This window comes from Rhodococcus sp. ARC_M12, assembly GCF_022810385.1.
Taxonomy (GTDB): domain Bacteria; phylum Actinomycetota; class Actinomycetes; order Mycobacteriales; family Mycobacteriaceae; genus Rhodococcoides; species Rhodococcoides navarretei.
Genome location: NZ_JALGQI010000003.1, coordinates 242547 through 260781 on the forward strand (window position 1 = coordinate 242547; position 18235 = coordinate 260781).

10 protein-coding genes and 1 tRNA gene are annotated in these 18235 nt (G+C 65.8%); 4 read left to right on the plus strand and 7 right to left on the minus strand.

Annotated features, from left to right (window positions below; translation table 11 throughout):
* Nucleotides 1-82: 82 nt before the first annotated feature.
* The gene (locus MTX35_RS06415; RefSeq protein WP_243594163.1) at nucleotides 83-697 is read right to left on the minus strand and encodes a TetR/AcrR family transcriptional regulator; all 615 of its coding nucleotides are present in this window, start codon (nucleotides 695-697) and stop codon (nucleotides 83-85) included.
* Nucleotides 698-788: 91 nt separating this feature from the next.
* Here MTX35_RS06415 and MTX35_RS06420 point away from each other — a divergent pair, with 91 nt between their 5' ends.
* Both MTX35_RS06420 and MTX35_RS06425 read left to right on the plus strand, forming a co-directional pair.
* Nucleotides 789-1781 carry a trans-acting enoyl reductase family protein gene (locus tag MTX35_RS06420; protein ID WP_243594164.1) on the plus strand — a complete coding sequence of 331 codons (993 nt, stop codon included), beginning with the start codon at nucleotides 789-791 and terminating at the stop codon, nucleotides 1779-1781.
* 24 nt (nucleotides 1782-1805) lie between these two features.
* The gene (locus MTX35_RS06425; RefSeq protein WP_243594165.1) at nucleotides 1806-2861 is read left to right on the plus strand and encodes an aldo/keto reductase; all 1056 of its coding nucleotides are present in this window, start codon (nucleotides 1806-1808) and stop codon (nucleotides 2859-2861) included.
* A 507-nt stretch (nucleotides 2862-3368) separates the two neighbouring features.
* On the opposite strand, the gene MTX35_RS06430 is transcribed toward MTX35_RS06425, so the two are convergent.
* Both MTX35_RS06430 and MTX35_RS06435 read right to left on the minus strand, forming a co-directional pair.
* Nucleotides 3369-3442 (minus strand) — tRNA-Lys (locus MTX35_RS06430).
* 92 nt (nucleotides 3443-3534) lie between these two features.
* Nucleotides 3535-3756 carry a DUF3618 domain-containing protein gene (locus tag MTX35_RS06435; protein ID WP_032375974.1) on the minus strand — a complete coding sequence of 74 codons (222 nt, stop codon included), beginning with the start codon at nucleotides 3754-3756 and terminating at the stop codon, nucleotides 3535-3537.
* A 77-nt stretch (nucleotides 3757-3833) separates the two neighbouring features.
* On the opposite strand from MTX35_RS06435, the gene bcp reads away from it, so the two are divergent.
* Nucleotides 3834-4307 (plus strand): thioredoxin-dependent thiol peroxidase, encoded by a 474-nt coding sequence (bcp, locus tag MTX35_RS06440; RefSeq protein WP_243594166.1) that lies wholly within the window; start codon nucleotides 3834-3836, stop codon nucleotides 4305-4307.
* Here the strand turns inward: bcp and MTX35_RS06445 are convergent.
* Complete coding sequence (locus MTX35_RS06445) at nucleotides 4296-5675, minus strand: dipeptidase (protein ID WP_243594167.1); 1380 nt, start codon at nucleotides 5673-5675, stop codon at nucleotides 4296-4298. The two genes, bcp and MTX35_RS06445, sit on opposite strands and share 12 nt — an antisense overlap.
* Nucleotides 5676-5736: 61 nt before the next feature.
* Nucleotides 5737-7017: a hypothetical protein gene (locus MTX35_RS06450; RefSeq protein ID WP_243594168.1), complete on the minus strand. Its 1281-nt coding sequence runs from the start codon at nucleotides 7015-7017 to the stop codon at nucleotides 5737-5739.
* A 385-nt stretch (nucleotides 7018-7402) separates the two neighbouring features.
* On the opposite strand from MTX35_RS06450, the gene MTX35_RS06455 reads away from it, so the two are divergent.
* On the plus strand, nucleotides 7403-8044 hold the full coding sequence (locus MTX35_RS06455; protein ID WP_279393272.1) for a TetR/AcrR family transcriptional regulator: 642 nt from the start codon (nucleotides 7403-7405) through the stop codon (nucleotides 8042-8044).
* A gap of 77 nt (nucleotides 8045-8121) precedes the next feature.
* On the opposite strand, the gene MTX35_RS06460 is transcribed toward MTX35_RS06455, so the two are convergent.
* Complete coding sequence (locus MTX35_RS06460; RefSeq protein WP_008715184.1) at nucleotides 8122-8514, minus strand: holo-ACP synthase; 393 nt, start codon at nucleotides 8512-8514, stop codon at nucleotides 8122-8124.
* The gene (locus MTX35_RS06465; protein ID WP_243594170.1) at nucleotides 8514-17813 is read right to left on the minus strand and encodes a type I polyketide synthase; all 9300 of its coding nucleotides are present in this window, start codon (nucleotides 17811-17813) and stop codon (nucleotides 8514-8516) included. The genes MTX35_RS06460 and MTX35_RS06465 overlap by 1 nt, the downstream gene beginning before the upstream one ends.
* Nucleotides 17814-18235: the final 422 nt, after the last annotated feature.

The window sequence follows — 18235 nt, forward strand, 5'->3', positions numbered from 1 at the left end:
CCCAGCGCCGACGCACTCGCTTCGTTGGGCAGCTTGGACGCTACCCGTCACAGCCGGCAGCGACCAGTCCGTTCCGGGACGATCACTCAGCAGGTAGGGCGGTCCCTGCGGGGGTACGTAGCCCGTCCAGTGCGATGGCAATCGTTCTGCGCCACTGCCCTTCTCCCCTGGTGGCCCCCAGACATTCCTTGCCGCCGATCGGTGCCAGCGACAGCAGAACGACATCCCGCCACGTCACGTCACTGCGCAACGTCCCTTGCTCCTGCGCCCGACGGACGAGCCGGTCGACCATCTCCGCGAGCACAGCGTTACGGTCCACCAGCTCTTTCGGCAGCTGATAACTTGTCCCGCTGGTGAATTCGGCCAATCCGAGATTGTTCATCTGCGCCTCGGTGAACGCATAGAGAAAGCGGGAGAGCCCTTCCCACGCGTCGGCGTCCTCGAGAGCGGCCTCGGCCCACGATTCGATCTCCGCCACGCCATCGAGAAGCACATCGGCCACCAAGGCCTCCTTCGACCCGAACCGTCGATACAGCGTTCCGACTCCGACCTCGGCGCGTTCGGTGATATCCGTCGTCGACGCCTGAAGTCCGTGTTCGGCAATAGCCGCGCGTGCCGCCTCGATCAGGCGCAGGCGTTTGCGGCGCGAGTCCGCGCGTTCTCTCGGAGCCTCGCCGGCACCCGCTGCGTTCGTCATACCGACAACCATAGCGCGGATAGTATCTCTCCCCTCGGAGCCATTACCTCCGATCGGAGCGTACCTCTCCGTTTATGCTACGTTCGTCTTTATGGAACACAGCGCGCCCCCCGCACTCCTCATCTACGGCGCAACCGGCTACACCGGACGCCTGATCGCCGAGGAAGCTGCCCGCATCGGACTGGACTTCGCGGTGGCAGGACGTAACCGGGTCGAGGTCGAGGCCCTGGCGGAACGGCTCGGGGTTCCCGGTAGGGTCTTCGCTCTGCACGACCCGATCACCGTCCTGGACAACCTCGAAGGCACGCGCGTCGTACTCAATGTTGCGGGTCCATTCGGCGTGACAGCCGAACCGCTCATTCGCGCAGCCATCTCGGAGGGCATCCACTACCTCGACACGACTGCCGAATTTGCGACCTACGCTCTGGCAGAGGAACGGTCGGCTGCTGCCGCAGCGGCCGGCGTGATGTTGGTGCCCGGGGTGGGCTGGGACGTCGTTCCGAGTGACGCCGTCGCCGTGCACGCGGCCTCGAGGACACCACGACCGGTCCGGCTCCGTATCGCACTCGAGATCACCGGCGGCTTCTCTCGGGGGTCCATCTCGAGCTCGGCCGGAATCGGCGACCTCCTCGGGCTGGTCCGCGCCGATGGTGGACTGGTACGCACGCCGAACGCCACCGCTGAAACCTTCGACTTCGGCTCAGGGCCAGAGGACTTCGCACCCGTACCGATGGGTGATCTCATCACAGCACAACGGTCTCTCGGGCTCGGCAACATTGCAGTGTTCATGCGGTCGACCAACGGGATGCCCGCGCCGGGTGACCACATCCCCGACGGCCCGACCGAGGCCGAACGACTCGAAGGTCGCTATCGCGCACTGGCCGAAGTCACCGACGAGGACGGCACCGTCGTGCGGTCGGTCATCGACACTCCGAACGGCTACGTCTACACCCAACTCTCGGCCGTTCAGGCGGCTCGCCGCGTCCTTGCCGGCCAACACTCTGCAGGGTTTCGGACTCCGTCCGCGGCATTCGGCCCCGGATTCGCCACAAGTATTGCCGACAGCCACATCACCGATCTCTGACATCACTACAACAAAGGAAATAAAATGCGCTACACCACCTTCGGACGACGTTCAGGCCTGCGAGTCTCGGAATTCGCTCTGGGCACCGGCAATTTCGGGACCTCCTGGTCCAGCGGTACGGACGCCGCGGAGGCCCGGATCATCTTTGACCGGTTCGCCCAGGCCGGCGGTACGTTCCTGGACACCGCCAACATGTATCAAGCGGGAGAGTCCGAGGTCATTCTCGGAGACCTCGTTGCAGCAGACCGCGATCATTTCGTCGTCTCGACGAAATACGGTGCGAGCGACACAACCGAGCCACACGTCTCGTCGACAGGAAGTGGACGAAAGAACATGATCTCTTCGGTCGAAGCAAGCCTTCGCCGGCTCCGCACCGACTACCTGGACCTGCTGTGGGTGCACTTTCCCGACGGAGTCACACCGATAGACGAAATCGTCCGCGGGATGGACGATCTCGTGCGTTCGGGCAAAATCCATCACGTCGCCCTCTCGAACTATCCGGCATGGCAGGTCTCGGCCGCGGCGACCCTGGCGGACATGCGTGGGTGGGCACCGATCGTCGGAATCCAGACCGAATACAGCCTGGTCGAGCGGACCGCCGACCGTGAGCTGATGCCAATGGCCGAGAGCCTCGGATTGGCCGTCAATCTGTGGTCGCCACTCTCCGGCGGACTACTGACCGGAAAATATCGAACCGGTGCCGAAGGTCGCGCTACGGATCCCGACCGATTCGTCACTCCGGAACACTCTGCACAGCGCACGGCCGTCATCGACGAAGTCCTGGCAATTGCACAACAGACCGGTGCGAGCGCCGCTCAGGTATCGATGGCCTGGCTGCGGGAACGGGGCGATCGATCCGCCGCCACACTGATTCCTATCGTCGGACCGCGCACAGTTGCTCAGCTGAACGAGTATCTCGGCGCGCTCGACGTCACGTTGACCGATGAGCAGTACACGCGGCTCGACGCGGTCAGCGCCGTCGAACTCGGTGTCCCCCACTGGATCAACGCACAGATTCGTCCCAACCTGCTGGGCGGGGATGCGAGTCGGTTCATGGGTCCACTCACCCCGATCGCCTGATCGGAGGGGCGTTCACCGTCTCGATCCAGGCGCGCCGAAACGTGCGTGACCCATGATGTCGTGGGTCCGACCCGCGGCCGGCCGGAGTGTGGTTACTTCGAGTGTTTCGGTCATCGGTTGCGACTTGACTTCGGGCGAAAAGCGCTTCCCCACTTCTCGAGTCTCGCCGTCGACCGTTCGCAGAAGGCGGAGCGCGCCGGGGTGCACCGAATCCTGTAAGCCGACCCACACCCAGGTCAGGTATTTGCCTCGACGCTCGGAATAGCACAGCAAGCCGGCCGTTCCGCCAATCGGCGGAACAACCATCCGTCGTCGACGATCGATGTCGCGAACTTCGATCTCCCCTTTCTGTCGCTGTCACGCCGTCCACAACGTGCCCGGTCTTTTCGACCAGGCCAGGAGCACTCAACTCACCGCTTTTCCCTCGAAGTGATGAGCTGGGACTAAGCCGAGGAAAAACAAAACACCCCGCCTCCAGCTTCAAACTGGTGACGGGGTGTTTCAGTGTGCGCCATCAGGGATTCGAACCCCGGACCCGCTGATTAAGAGTCAGCTGCTCTAACCAACTGAGCTAATGGCGCCGATCCGCACCGCGTGTTCTCTGCGGTGCGGGAGAAACATTAACAGCAGATGCCGCCAGATGTGAAATCGGCTGGTCGGAGCACCTGCTGCGTCAGTTGAAGATCCTGCGAACCACGAGAACTGCCACCACTGCGCCGACTCCGAGGAGGGTGAATTTCACTGCCGGCTCGTTGAGCTTGGCCACCACGGACTGCTTGGTGTTGGCGACGATGTTCTTGGGGCTGGCACGGACGCTCAGCTCGTCCAGGGTGCTGGCGAGCTGATTGCGAGCGGCCTCGATCTCGCGCTCGATTCGGTCGGTGTCCTTGGCCACGTGTCCTCCAACTTGTTGCAAATAGTCTCGGTCGCAGTCGAGCCTAGAGCACGACGACATTTCGATACTCTCGTGCGGTGACCGAATACAGCAAGCTCGAGCCGGGCGACACCGCTCCGGCGTTCACCCTGCCCGATGCCGACGGCAACGACGTCTCTCTCGCCGACTACGCAGGCAAGAAGGTGATCGTGTACTTCTACCCTGCTGCGAGCACCCCGGGCTGCACCAAGCAGGCGTGCGACTTCCGAGACAGCCTCGCCGAGCTCAACGGCGAAGGCCTGGAGGTCATCGGTATCTCCCCCGACAAGCCCGCCAAGCTCGCCAAGTTCCGCGACAAAGAAGAGCTGACGTTCCCCTTGCTCTCCGACGAAGACAAGTCGACGCTGCAGGCGTGGGGCGCATTCGGGGAGAAGAAGAACTACGGCAAGGTCTACGAGGGCGTCATTCGCTCCACGTTCCTCGTCGACGAGGCCGGCAAGATCGAGGTGGCGCAGTACAACGTCCGCGCCACCGGCCACGTCGCCAAGCTCCGTCGCGATCTAGCTGTCTGAGTCCCCACTACCCGAGCCGGCCAGTCGCTGCAGGAACAACGCCTCGGCGACGGCCATCTTCTCGATCTCCGTCGGATCCACGCTCTCGTTGGGAGCGTGGATCCGGCACCGAGGTTCCTCGACGCCCATCAGCACGATCTCGGCGTTCGGCAACACCTGAGCCAGCGCGTTGCACAGCGGAATCGACCCGCCCTGCCCAGCCGTCCCCATCGGTTGCCCGAATGCCTCCTCCAACGCCTCGGAGAGCGCCGCGTAACCCGGCCCGTCGGTTCTGGCCCGAAACGGCGACCCGATCGCCTCACGCTCGACGGTGACCCGCGCATTCCATGGCGTACGCGCCTCCAGATGAGCCACCAACGCATCCTGAGCCCGCAGCGAATCCATTCCCGGCGGCACCCGCAGATTGAGCCGTGCCGACGCACGCGGTGAGATCGCCGCTGCCGACCCCACGACGGGTGGGCAGTCGATCCCCAGAATCGTCAGAGCAGGCCGCGCCCACACCGCCTCGGCCACCGAGCCCGAGCCCGCCAGCCCGACGCCGTCGAGCACCCCGGCATCGGAGCGGAACTGCTCGGCGTCGTACTCGACGCCGTCCCAGGCCTGCGTGCCGTCGAGACCGTCGACCACGGTGTCGCCCTGCTCGTTGCGCAACGTGGAGAGCACCTGCACCAACGCGGCGAGCGCGTCGGGTGCCGACCCACCGTACATGCCCGAGTGCACCTCACCGGCAAGGGTTTCCACGTGCACCACGACATTCGCGATACCGCGGAGCGTGGTCGTCACCGTCGGCGAACCCACGCGAGCGTTGCCGGTGTCGGCGATGACGACCATGTCTGCGGCGAACAATTCCGGTCGCTGCTCCACGAGCGCTTCCAACCCGCCGGTACCCACCTCTTCCGAACCCTCGCAGACGATCCGCACGCCGACGTCGAGCGACTCCCCCAGCGCCCGTAACGCCAACAGATGCATGATCACGTTGCCCTTGCAGTCGGCCGAACCCCGCCCGTACCACCGGCCGTCCCGTTCGGTCAGCTCGAAAGGCTCACTGTCCCACAGCGTTTCATCTCCTGGAGGCTGGACGTCGTAGTGCGAGTAGAGCAGAACGGTCGGCGCTCCCGCGGGTGCCGGACGCGAACCGACAACGGCCAGGGAGCCGTCGACCGTCTCGATCAACTGGACGTCGGGGACGCCCGCATCCAGGAAAGCCTGCTGCACCCAGTGCGCTGCCCCGATGCATTGCTCGGCCGGAAACTGCCGGGGATCGTGTACCGAAGTGAATCGGACCAGCTCTGCCAACTCAACTTTCGCTCGGGGCATCTGCGATGCAATTGCAGATCGAACGTCGACGGGTCGAGCATCGGCGGGCATGAATCCTCCAAACGAGAAAATGACAGACGGGCTCTCGCCAGTCTGTCATCACTCGTCACCGTCAGCGGCCGGAGAACTCCTGCTCGAACCACTGACCCGTCTGCTGCCAGTGCCGATCCCACGCTTCCTGCTCGAGCTGTTCGGGCGACTTGCCCGGCTCCGGAACGGGAACGGGAACGGTGAACTGTGGCGGGTCCACCCGTGTTGGTACCGGTGCCGCCACCTCCTGGCGAGGTGGATCCTGGGTCGCCCACGCCTCGGTCGTCGGTGCAGACTCGACAACTGTCGATGGGTCCACTGTCGGAGGAATTATCTCGGGCGGGGGCGCAATCACCGGTGCAGGCGGAACCACGATCGCAACCGGGTCCGGGGTCGTCGAATCCGCCGGCCGGGTTGCCCCCACCAGATCCGCCCCGGCATCGCGCCGATCCACGCTCTGCTCGGCGGTCGTCTCGGATTCACCCGGCAATGTCGCAGCAACAGCCACACCTGCCGACAGCACACCGGCCAGCAGCACAGCGGCGAACACGAGCTTGCGCCCAGAGCCTCCCGACCGGGCCGGGTGTGCACCCACAACGCGCGGCACTGCAGACGGCGGAAGCGGCGCTGGCACCACAACGAGATCCGGAACCTTCTCGACCTCGACGGTCTCCTCGGGCCCGGCATCGGCGGCGACGGTCTCGACCGGCTCCGAATCCGCGGCCGCCGTCACTGGCGCGACGGCCAGCGGTGCCGACTCGCCCTCGTGCGCCAGCAGCGCAGCTCCTCGCGCTGCGACCTGGTCCGCGTGACTCACGCGCACGACGGGGACGCCGAGTCCGAGCGACAGGATGTCCAGGAGATCGCGATTGCTCGACGAGTCGCCGAACAGGGCCACGAACTCGGGCTTCTTGCCGGATTGATCGACCACTTCCCACGCCAGCGGGATGGTGCTGCCGATGCGCTCGGGCGACATCGAGTCCAGCGCAGTGGTCTTGGTCGGGGTGAGCGAGGCTTCGGCTGCGTCGGCGAGAGATATCGAGACACCCGTGCCGCCCATGTGATACAGCAGTACGGTCTTCGCGTCGGCGAATTCCTTCGAGCGCTCGAGCCAACCGAGGAACGACTCGGCCGCGGAGGACAGAACTACGGGCTCGTGGACCAGCGTGGCTGCGAACTCGGCGCGCTCGTCCTCGGTTCGGTACACCACGCCTACTGCGTCCACGTCGGTGTCTAGCGCCGCTGCCTCGGCGCGCATGGTCTCGATCGCTGTCGCCAATACGGAGGCCACGTCGGGGTCGAGAGGGGCGGTCCGATCGGCCAGCACCACGCCCGAGGTCGGCTCGAGTAGAACTGTCTGCATCGAGCCAGATTCGATCGCTACACCAATAGTTGCCATGGCAGTCTCCCTGTGCTCAGGGTGGAGGCACCCGACCATGAACGCCATTCTGTTGTTCCGAATAACGATCACCCTGCACGGAATTTGATTCTGTCTACCAAACCATACCTGTTGACGGTTAAATCGGTCCGGATCGGGCTTGGAGTTTGTCACAGTATGGGGAACGAGAAATTGTCGTCGAACCCAGGTTTATTTCCGAGACCTCCAGCCGTGGCGCGCGTGTCGGACCCAGTTGTGGATACCGAGCACCTGCGCCGGATAGCCTGACCGGGTGGAATCCTCTGCTCGTGCCCAGTCCTCGCGCCGTCTCGACGCCGCGCTCGAGTCGACGGCACAGACTCAGGAGCTCATGCCGCGACGGCGTCCCACCCAGGAACGCAGCCAACGCAAGTTCGACGCTTTGCTGCAGGCTTCCCGCGAGTTGCTCAGCGACGTGGGGTTCGAGTCGTTCACCTGCGAGGAGGTGGCGTCACGAGCCGAACTGCCGATCGGCACGCTCTACCAGTTCTTCGCCAACAAGTACGTCATCGTCTGCGAACTCAATCGCCAAGACCTTGTCGGGGTTCAGCAGGAGCTCGCCGAGTTCGACGGTGAGGTCCCATCGCTGGACTGGGTGCGGTTCCTCAACAACTTCGTCGACCACATGGCGGGCATGTGGATGACCGATCCCTCACGCCGTGAGGTGTGGCTCGCCATGCAGTCGACGCCCTCGACACGCGCGACCGGAGTGATCCATGAGCGAGAATTCGCCGATCAGGTCTCCCGCATGCTCGGTCCACTGACTCCGCGCACACCCCGGCACCGACGCAACCTGATGGCTCAGGTGTTGGTGCACATCGTCTACTCGATGCTCAATTTCTCGGTGCAGGACGGCCAGAGCCACGAGGACGCCGTCGCCGAGCTCAAACGCATCATGATGGCGTATCTGCTCGTCGCCGAGAAAGAGAGCAGGCGCTCCGGCGGCTCGGCGAGCGATACAGAGCGAGCCTGACCAACCCGACCCCGCACAAACGACAGGCCCGCCCGATCACCTGGATCGGACGGGCCTGACTCGTTTTCGGAGCGAACTCACTCCTCCAGGATCGCCACCGCGGCGGCGATGTCACCGTCGTGGGTCAGTGACAGATGAATCTTCACCGTCGGCAGGAACTCCTGCGCCATGCCGTGCAACTTGATCGACGGACGGCCCCACGCATCGTTGACGACCTCGATCAACGGATACGGGTTGTCACCGATCTGCGGCGGCCGAGCGAATCGCGATGTCGCCCATGCCTTCAGCACTGCTTCCTTGGCAGCCCACCGTGCTGCGTAGTGGCGGGTCGGGTCGGAACTCTTCGTTGCGGCATGACGGCGCTCGCCCGCGGTGAAGCTGTCGCGGATCATCGTCGTGCCGACCTTCTCCATCTGCTCGGCGAAGTCGGACACCGTCACCAGGTCGAAACCCACTCCCAGGATCGCCATCAGATGGCACCCGGCAGACCGGAGGAGTAGACATCGTCCTCGCCGAGGCGAGCGGACTCGTTGAGCAACACGTGTGCCTCCAGTTCGCGTGACGCCGTGGACGGCGTCCCGTCATGTCCGAGCCGTCGATCGTCGGGCCGCTCGTAGAGGGAATCTCCTCCCACCATCGCGGAGATCAGCCTGCGCTGACCGGCGATGCGCCGCTCGTTCGCCTTGGCGATGTACGCGGCACGTCGATCCGCCGGAACGGCCTCGAGGAATGCCTGCGGGTGCACCAGCGCGATGAGTCCGGACACGTGCCCGAAGCCCAGCGAGGTGAGCAGACCTGCCTTGAGCGGTACCGAGTCGCCGAAGCGCAGCGGCTCCCGTGCCCACACCAGGTGCTCGAACGCGGTCATCTTGTCGTCGACGCAGTCCAGGCTGCGGTTCGGCGGGATGACTCCGTTGGCCAGCACCTGGCACAGGCCGATCAGCTGCCAGGCAGCCGCTCCGCCCTTCGAGTGTCCGGTGAGGCTCTTCTGCGAGACGACGAACAGCGGAGCGCCGTCCGAACGGCCGATGGCCTTGGCGAGGCGGGTGTGCAGTTCCGCCTCGTTCGGGTCGTTCGCCGCGGTGGAGGTGTCGTGCTTGGAGATCACGGCCACATCGTCTGCACTGACGCCGAGCGCGTTGAGCGAGAGCGCGAGCGCCGAATCCTTGCCGCCGCGACCGGCACTGAGCGCGCCGAGTCCCGGAGCCGGGATGGACGTGTGCACTCCGTCGCCGTACGACTGTGCGTAGGCCACCACTCCGAGGACCGGTAGGCCCATCTCGAGTGCCAGATCGCCCCGAGCGAGCAGAATCGTTCCGCCACCGTGGGATTCGACGAATCCACCGCGCCTGCGATCGTTGGCTCGCGAGAACCGGCGATCGCTGATGCCCTTGGCGGTCATCGCTGCCGAGTCGGCAGTTGCCGACATGTCACCGAAGCCGATGATGCCCTCGGTGCTCAGGTCGTCGAATCCGCCGGCGACCACGAGCTGTGCCTTGCCCAGCTTGATCTTGTCGACGCCTTCCTCGACCGAGACTGCAGCGGTGGCACAGGCAGCGACGGGGTGAACCATCGCGCCGTAGCTACCGATGTACGACTGGACCACATGCGCGGCAACGACGTTCGGCAGAGCCTCCTGCAGGATGTCGTTCGCACGAGCATCACCGAGCAGGGTGTCGATGTACAGCGAGCGCATGGATTCCATGCCGCCCATGCCGGTGCCCTGCGTGTTGGCGACCAGTGTCGGGTGCACCCAGCGCATAAGTTCCGACGGGTTGAAGCCCGAGGAGATGAACGCGTCGACCGTGGTGACGATGTTCCACAGGGCGACTCGGTCGACCGAGCTGGCCATGTCGGGCGAGATGCCCCACTTGGTGGGATCGAATCCGGTCGGAATCTGTCCACCCACGGTGCGGGTGAGCTTCATCTTGCGCGGAACGCGAATCTCGGTGCCAGCCTTGCGGGTGACCTGCCAGTCGCTCGAATCCGGGACCGGCGTGATCAGCGTGTGCTCGGGATCCGCTGCTGCGAACGACCGGGCATCGATCTCGGTTCCGACCACGAACGTGAGGTCGTTGTCGAGGAAGATCGAGGTCATCAGCGGAGCGGTGTTGCCGACCATCGCGCCGTCGTCGCCGTAGGTGCGGATACCGCACTTCTCGACCACGATGTCGTGGTACTTGTCGGCGATGTCCTCCTCCGGCACCAGGTCACCGGACTCGATGTCGTACCAACCCGGCTTGGGATCGTTCTCCCAGGCGATGAGACCGGTGTTCCATGCGAGTTCGAGAACGCCTGCGGCAGAGAGCTGCTCGTCGACCTCCATCTCGAAGCGGGTACGCGCCGAACCATACGGTCCGAGCTCGCCTGCACCGACGATGACGACCAGGTCCTTCGGGTCCACATCGAGTGTCGGCCACGCCGGAGCGGTGGTCGACGTCGACAGCCGCGGCGGTGCGGGTAGTGCCGCGATCACCGAGTTGTCCACTGCCTCTTCGGTCTTCTCGGCAGCGGCCGCAGCTGCATCCCGAGCGAGCTCGACGAGGTTGAGCTTGGTGTTGGCCAAGCCGCCCGTGAGATCGGCCACGATGGGCTCCTGCGCGGCCTGACGGCGAGCGGCAGGTGTGCACAGTTCGAGCAGCTCGGTCGCCATCTCCTCGGTCGACCAGGTGCGTACGCCCTCGGCCTCGACGGCCTCGACGATGGGATCGTTGCCACCCATCAGGCCGGTGCCGCGCACCCACCCGATGTGAGCGTGGGCGATGGACACCCGCTCGGCCCAGTTCTTCTCCGAGCCCCACTTGGCGACAACCGCATCGAGTGCAGCCTTGGACTCGCCGTAGGCACCGTCGCCACCGAACATTCCGCGGTTCGGCGATCCCGGCAGCACCACGTGCAGGTGGGTGTCGATGTCGGTGTCGTAACCGACCTTCGACAGTCCGGTGATGAGACGCTCGACCGACCAGAGCAGCACGCGCATTTCCATCTCGGCGCGAGCTCCGGCGTCGGACATCTCGCCCATGACCCGAGGTGCGGCGAACGGGAACAGCATTGTCGGTGTGACGCCGGCCTTGACCAGAGTCTTTGCGCCACCGGCAGTGTCGATGAAGTCGCTGCCGATCCACTCGATGAGTGCATCGACGTCGGTGTACGACGCGATGTTGGCCGGAACCACCCACAGCGACGCTCCGCTGCGTGCGTTGTCGCGGTACAGCGAGCGGTAGAAGCCGAGCCGCTCGTCGTCGAGCCTGGAGGTGGTGACGAAGACCGTCGCTCCCCCGGCCAGCAGCTTGGCCGTCACCGCAGCTGCGATGGAGCCCTTGCTGCCGCCGGTGACGACTGCGACCTGATCGGTCCACTGGCCCTTGTCCTCGGATGCGACCGCGATGTCCGCGATGCGTCCGAAGGTTTCGGCCAGCACAGTCTTGTTCTCGTAGTCGGCCTTGGCCTTCCACCACTGTGCCTGCGACGCAACGGCATTGCCCGCGCCGGCGAAGGACTCGACAGCGATATCGCCTGCGGTACCGAGCCACAACCGGGCCAGGTCCTCACGGGCGGTCGCCCACCGGTCGTCGATCAGGACGGCGCGCTTGGCGTCGAACGCGGGGGCGACGAGGCGGGGCCAGTCGGATCCCAGCTCGGCCGAGACCAGCTCCACCAGAGCCGCGTCGGGATCCTCGGCCAGCAGTGCGTTCGGTGCATCCGCAAGTCCGAGCTGCTCGAGCACCAACCGGGCTGCGGAGGCGAGAACGCCGTCGCGGCCGGTGATGTGCTCGGTGAACTCACCGAGAGCAGCAGCGTCGACGGTTCCACCGGCTCCACCGCCTGCCTGCGGCATCGACACTGCGATTCCGCGACGAGCGGCAACCGAGGCAACCGCTGCGTCGATGACGTTGTCGACGGCAGTGCCGTCGGCGAGAGCGCCGTCGGCCAGACCGCCGAGCGCGCCACCACGAACCGAAGCACCGTCACGAGTACCGAGGGCGACCTCGGCGGTGACGTGGTGCGCCCAGCCGTCGCCCAGTTCCCAGGTCTTCTTGACGCGATCGGCGATCGAGGCCGGGCGTCGACCCGAGGGGCCGAAGACCTTGCGGAGGTGGTCGTTGATGGAGTCGCTGAGCACCGGACCGAACGGCTTGTACGTACGAGCCAGCTTGTTGACCGTGCCCGAGAGCGCGCCCATGTCGGCATCGGCTGCGCCGTCGATGGCACCGAGCGAGAGCTCGGAACCGAGGTCGACGAGCAGCTGATTACGGCGTGAGGACACGCCGTCGCACAGTGCCTCGATGGTGTCGGCGGGCCCGATCTGATCGAGCTGCAGTTTGGTCCACAGCCCGATGAGGATCTTGGTCGCGTCGGCCGCGACGAACGCGATGTCGTCGGGGCGAGGTCCGCCGGACGGTGCTGCGGCCGGAGCGGGAGCCGCGGCAGGTGCCGAAGCTGCTGCCGGAGCGGCAGATTCCACGGGCGTCGACTCTTCCTCGTCGGCCGGAGCCGGGTCGGTGTCGGTGCCGTAGACGATCGCGGCCTCACGCTCGAGGTTGAGTACCTCGACCGGGTGGCCGAAGCGACCCGGCAGCTTGAGGGTCTGCGACGCGAGGTTGGCGACGGTCGGCGTTGCACCGAGGCCGATCTCGACGAAGCGCTCGACGCCCATGCCGCCGTCGGACTCGTCTGCGAACAGCAGGTCCTGGGTCTCGATCCAGCGCACCGGGCTGGCGAACTGCCATGCCAGCAGCTCGGTCAGAATCACCCGACACAGATCGCTCGGCCGTGCGGCCCACGAATCGAAGTCCGCGAGAACGGTGTTCAGCGGCTCGGACGGCACGAGATCGGCGATCTCCTGCGCGAATTCGCGCTTCAGCGAGAACGGCTTGGGCACCAGGTTGGGGATGTAGCGCCCCACCAGGATCGCCGGATCGAGCTGCTCGGGCAGCAAGGTCTGGAGGCGGTTGCGGAAGTCGTCGACTCCCCCGCGCAGCACCGTGGAGTGGAACGGCACGTCGATGCCGGGAACCATGATGTAGGCGGCCTTGCCACCGAACTCTGCCCGGCGAATCGCGATCTTCTTCTCGAGCTCGCCGAGACCGGCGACCGTACCTGCGATGGCGTACTGCGAACCGCGCAGGTTGAGGTTGACGATTTCGAGGAACTCACCGGATTCTGCTGCGACACCGGCGACGAAGCCCTGCACGTCCTCGTCGGCCAGGCCGATCTGCGACGGGCGAATGGCGGCCATGCGGTAGTCACTTCGGCCGTTCTCGTCACGGGGAACGAGTGCGTGCATGGCCGAGCCACGCTGGAAGACGACCTCGAGGACGGCTTCGAGTGGAAGCACACCGGCGACGGCGGCGAGTGCGTTGTACTCACCCACCGAGTGGCCGGCGAGGATGGAGTTCTCCACGAACGCACCGGATTCACGCAGTTCGGCAACCTGTGCGACACCGAGAACGGCCATCGCGACCTGGGTGAACTGGGTCAGGTGCAGCACACCGTCGGGATGCTTGTGTGTGACACCGCGCGCCTTGAGCGTTGTCGGATTGTCGCGCACCACAGCGAGAATCGAGAATCCGAGTGCGCTGCGGGTGTGCTTGTCGGCACGCTCCCACACCTTGCGAGCGGCCTTCGACCGAGCCCGTGCGTCCAGTCCCATACCCGGACGTTGGATGCCCTGGCCGGGGAAGGCGTAGACGGTCTTCGGCGCTGCGGTGCGAGCAGTGGCGACCATGACCAGTTCGCCTGCGACACGGCAGGAGACCTCGACCAGCTCGGCACCCTGGTCGAATCCGGTGCGATCGACGCGAACATCGATCTCGGCTCCGGGTCGAACCATGCCGAGGAAGCGTGCCGTCCAGGCGGTGAGGCGACGCGGCGGAATCTTGGTGTCCGCGTGGTCGACTGCGGTGACCGTCTGCTGTGCTGCGGCCGAGAGCCACATGCCGTGCACGATCGGGCTGCCGAGACCGGCGAGCATCGCCGCGGCGTCGGAGGTGTGAATCGGGTTGTGGTCACCCGAGACCTGAGCGAACGCAGCCATGTTGCGCGGGGCCACGATGGTGGCCTGACGACGGCGACGACGCGGAGTGTCCTTGGCGTCGGCACCGACGGAGCCGCCTGCACGAGCCGGGTCGACGAGCTCGCCCTTGCCGGTGCGTCCACGAATGGCGAAGCGCTCCACGAGAGTTGCGACGGCGGGAGCATCGAGCCCCTCACCGAGCATGGCACCGATCTCGACAGTGACCTCGACGACGCGACCGAGGTCGGTGTCGAGCACCTCTCCGGCGGCCGCCTTGACGACGAGAATCGAGGTGTCGGTGGGCAATTCGCCGACCAGGTTCACGCTGTGATCGAGGTGCACCAGATCGAGCATGCCTTCGATGACGTCGATGCCGTCGGCGTTGCGGGTGGCACCCAGGACGGCGAACACGGCGGGCCAGCAGGCACCGACCAGAACGTCGGGAACCGCCTTCCCGCTGACGGTCAGCGAGTCCGGCAGTCCGGATCCGGTGACGCCTGCGTGGTCGGCGATCAGGTCGGGGATCCACGCGATGTTCAGCCGTGCGACACCGCTCTTGACGGCCGGAAGCTCTTGGCCGGCAGCAACTCCGAGCAGAGCCGACATGGCCTGCTGGGCGTCCTGTGCGGTGACGACGGGAGCGCCGCCGTCGATCGTGGAGGAAGGCACCGTCAGACGGATGCGCACTTCCTTGCCCGGAGCGAGCGGAACCAGCAGCTCCACGTGCTCGGCATCGAGCACGGTCAGCGAGGAGCCGGTCTGCGGATGCGAGGCAACCGAATCGGAATCGACGGTCCAGTCGGCTGGATCGCCGAGGCGTGCAACGGGGTTCTGCGTCATCCGCGAGGCCCAGGTGACGTCGGGAGCTGCCAGCACGATGCCCAGCAGTCCGGGTGCGATCTCGGCGTGGCGACGGCTCGCGATGGCCGCGGGCTCGATGCCCTCGGCGAGAAGCTGGTCCGCAGTGGCCTTCTCGAATCGGTTCAGCAGTTCGCCGACCGGCTCGTCCACGCGGGTGATGCCTGCGACGGCAACGGTTCCGGGGATGACACAGACCTGATCGGCCGAGTAACGAGCGTCGTGTGCCTGCCACAGCGAGTCGCTGCGCCACCAGCGGCGCACGTCACCGTCGACGACGGGGACGAAGTTGACCGGCTTGCCTGGCATGCGGCACAGCGAGGTGAAGAAGGTGATGTCGGCCGGGTGCAGCACCACGTCGGCGGCGTCGGGGAACTGCGCGAGCAGAGACTTCAGTGCTGCGCGCGGACGCTCGAGAACCTCGGCGTCGGCGAACAAGGTGGGGATGGGGCCACGATCGACCGGGTGCAGCCGAGCCTCGGCGCGCTGGAGCATCTCCAGATAGCGGGTACGCCAAGTGACATCGAGCCACACCGATTCGCGTGCCTCGGACACGGCGTCGGTGAACTCACCACCGCAATCGAAGTCGCTGCGCGAGTCGGTTCCGATGGCGAGGTCGAGGTAGCGAGCGAGCCATTGCTGGTACGTCATCTCGGCTACGTCACCGAAGAACGGCTTGGCGGTGCCGTCGAGTGCGGCGATGATTTCCTCACGACGCTCGGCCACGGCGTCGGCGTTGCCGGCGACCTCGTCGAGCAGTCGACCGCACCGCGATGCCGCATTGTCGATCTCGTGGATGTCGGCACCGAGCTGGCTGCGGCCCGAGGCCATTCCGCCGTTGGCGGTACCGGCACCGACCCAGTCGGGGGTTCCGGGTGTGTCGACGAGCAGCTGCTTGACCTCGGGAGCCGTGGTGGCTTCGAGGGTGGCCATGGCAGCGGTGCCGACGAGGATGCCGTCGAGCGGCATCTTGGGGTAGCCGTGCACTGCCGACCACGTTCCGGTGAGGTATTCCGCTGCGCGCTCGGGGGTGCCGATGCCGCCGCCGACGCAGACCACGAGGTTGGGCCGTGACCGCAGCTCCGCGTAGGTGGTCAGCAGCAGGTCGTCGAGGTCTTCCCACGAGTGGTGTCCGCCTGCGCGGCCGCCCTCGATGTGCACGTTGACCTGGTAGGACGGAACCTCGTTGGCGATGCGGATGACGGCGCGAATCTGCGCCACGGTGCCGGGCTTGAACGAGACGTAGCTGATGCCTGCCTCGGACAGCTCCTCGATGAGGGCCACTGCCTCGTCGAGTTCCGGGATGCCCGCGGTGACCACGACGCCGTCGATGGCTGCACCTGCTGCGCGAGCGCGCTGCACGATGCGGCGTCCGCCGAGCTGGAGCTTCCACAGGTACGGATCGAGGAACAGCGAGTTGAACTGGATGGCGCGGCCGGGCTCGAGGAGGGTGGAGAGCTCGGCGACGCGATCGGTGAAGATGTCCTCGGTGACCTGGCCGCCACCGGCGAGCTCGGCCCAGTGGCCTGCGTTGGCAGCTGCGGCGACGATCTTGGCGTCGACCGTGGTCGGCGTCATGCCGGCCAGCAGGATCGGTGAACGTCCGGTCATCTTGGTGAAGGACGTCTCGACCACGACGCGGCCGTCGGGCAACGTGACCGGGGTAGGTGCGAACGCCGACCATGCGGGCTGAACCTCGGGTGCAGCTCCCGGGGTGAGCAGATTCCGGTGGCCCCCGCGAGAAGACGCGGCGATGATGCCCACGCCCTGTCCACGCAGCGCCGGAGTGGTCATGCGGGTGAGCAGGTCGCCCGGGCCGAGATCGAGGATCCAGTCGGCACCTGCGTCGACGACACCGTCGATGGCGTCGACCCAATCCACGGAGTCCACGAGGATCTTCTGTGCGAGGTCGCGAGCGAGCTCGACGTCGAGTCCACACCGCTGTGCCCACGCGCTGACGAGTTCGACCGCGTCTTCCAGGGCTGGGTGATGGAAACCGATCTCGACGGGAAGTTGCTCGAAGACCGGAGCGAACACGGCACCGCCGCGCTTCTTCGCGTCACGGTCGCGCTCTTCCTCGGCAGCGATCTGCTCGCACTTCTCCTGCACGCGGGCGAGCTGGGCAGGCGGGCCCGAGAGTACGACGCGACGACGGCCGTTGCGGATGGCGAGGGCGGCGGATCGCTCCGGCGCTCCATCGATTGCGAGATCGGCGATGATCGCCTGCAGTCGCGCGGGTTCGACGTTGGCGACCGAGACCATCGGCGCGCGGTCTCCGGCACCGATGATGCCGCGGCGGCGGCCGACCAGGCCTGCAGCAGCACCCACGAGCTGGGCGATCGCGAGGAAGCTCGCGTCCTGCGCTCCGTCGGCTGCGACGGATTCGGCGGCGATGAGCCCCTGCGAGTGTCCGACGACCTTGACGGGCGGGGTCTGGGCGGGATCGAGTCCCTGCAGCTTCAGCGCGCGCAGTGCTGCGACCTGAGTGAGGAACACTCCGGGAAGCGAGACGGCAGCGGAGGTCAGTGCAGCCTCGGACGGGCCGTACGAACCGACGGTGTCGTCGTCGGCGAGGTCCTGCTCGAGCATCCAGCCGATCGGATCGAAGCCGACAGACCGGACGACCAGCAGCTCGTCGGCAACGGGCGCAAGAGTGGCTGCAGCCTCGTTGACGAGATCGGTCAGTTCGGGCTCGAGTGCGGAGTCGCGAGCGAGTTCTTCGAGGGAGCTGAGCCACGGTGCACCCTGGCCACCGAAGGCCAGTGCGTACGGCTCGCCCGCGGCGAAACGATCTGCCAGAGTCCGAGAGCCGCCATTGCTTCTAGGGGATTTGTCTGCGTTGCCGGTGCTTCGCGAGCCTCGTCCGTGTGATGGTGTGCTCTCGTTGATCGTCAAGGCTGAAGATTCCTCTCGTGGACGCCTCGGGGGTCGGGGCGTTCGCTGTAATGGCCGCCCGGGTGCGTCGTGGGCTACATGGGCGAAGCGGTGAGCCGGTCCTCGTCGACAGATCTCTTCCGCGCTGCTCAAGGTTGACACAAAATCATGAGGAAATCCTCAGGTTTGCTCGGACGTCCGAGTGCTACCAGCGAGTACGCCACTGGAAGCGGCTTTACTTTTTGTTTACCCGACCCGCCGGTAACCCGTATCCACGCTGGCGAGAGCATCGCCCGGTATCGAAAAACATGAGGAAACCCTCGCATTTTTCGTTATCTTTTCGTGATGTGATGTCGAGCACAGTTTGTCATCCGCAGAGCTTGTCGGTGACGCCCTCTACCGTGGGCGATCGAACCACTCCTCGGGAGAGTGGTCGACGAACT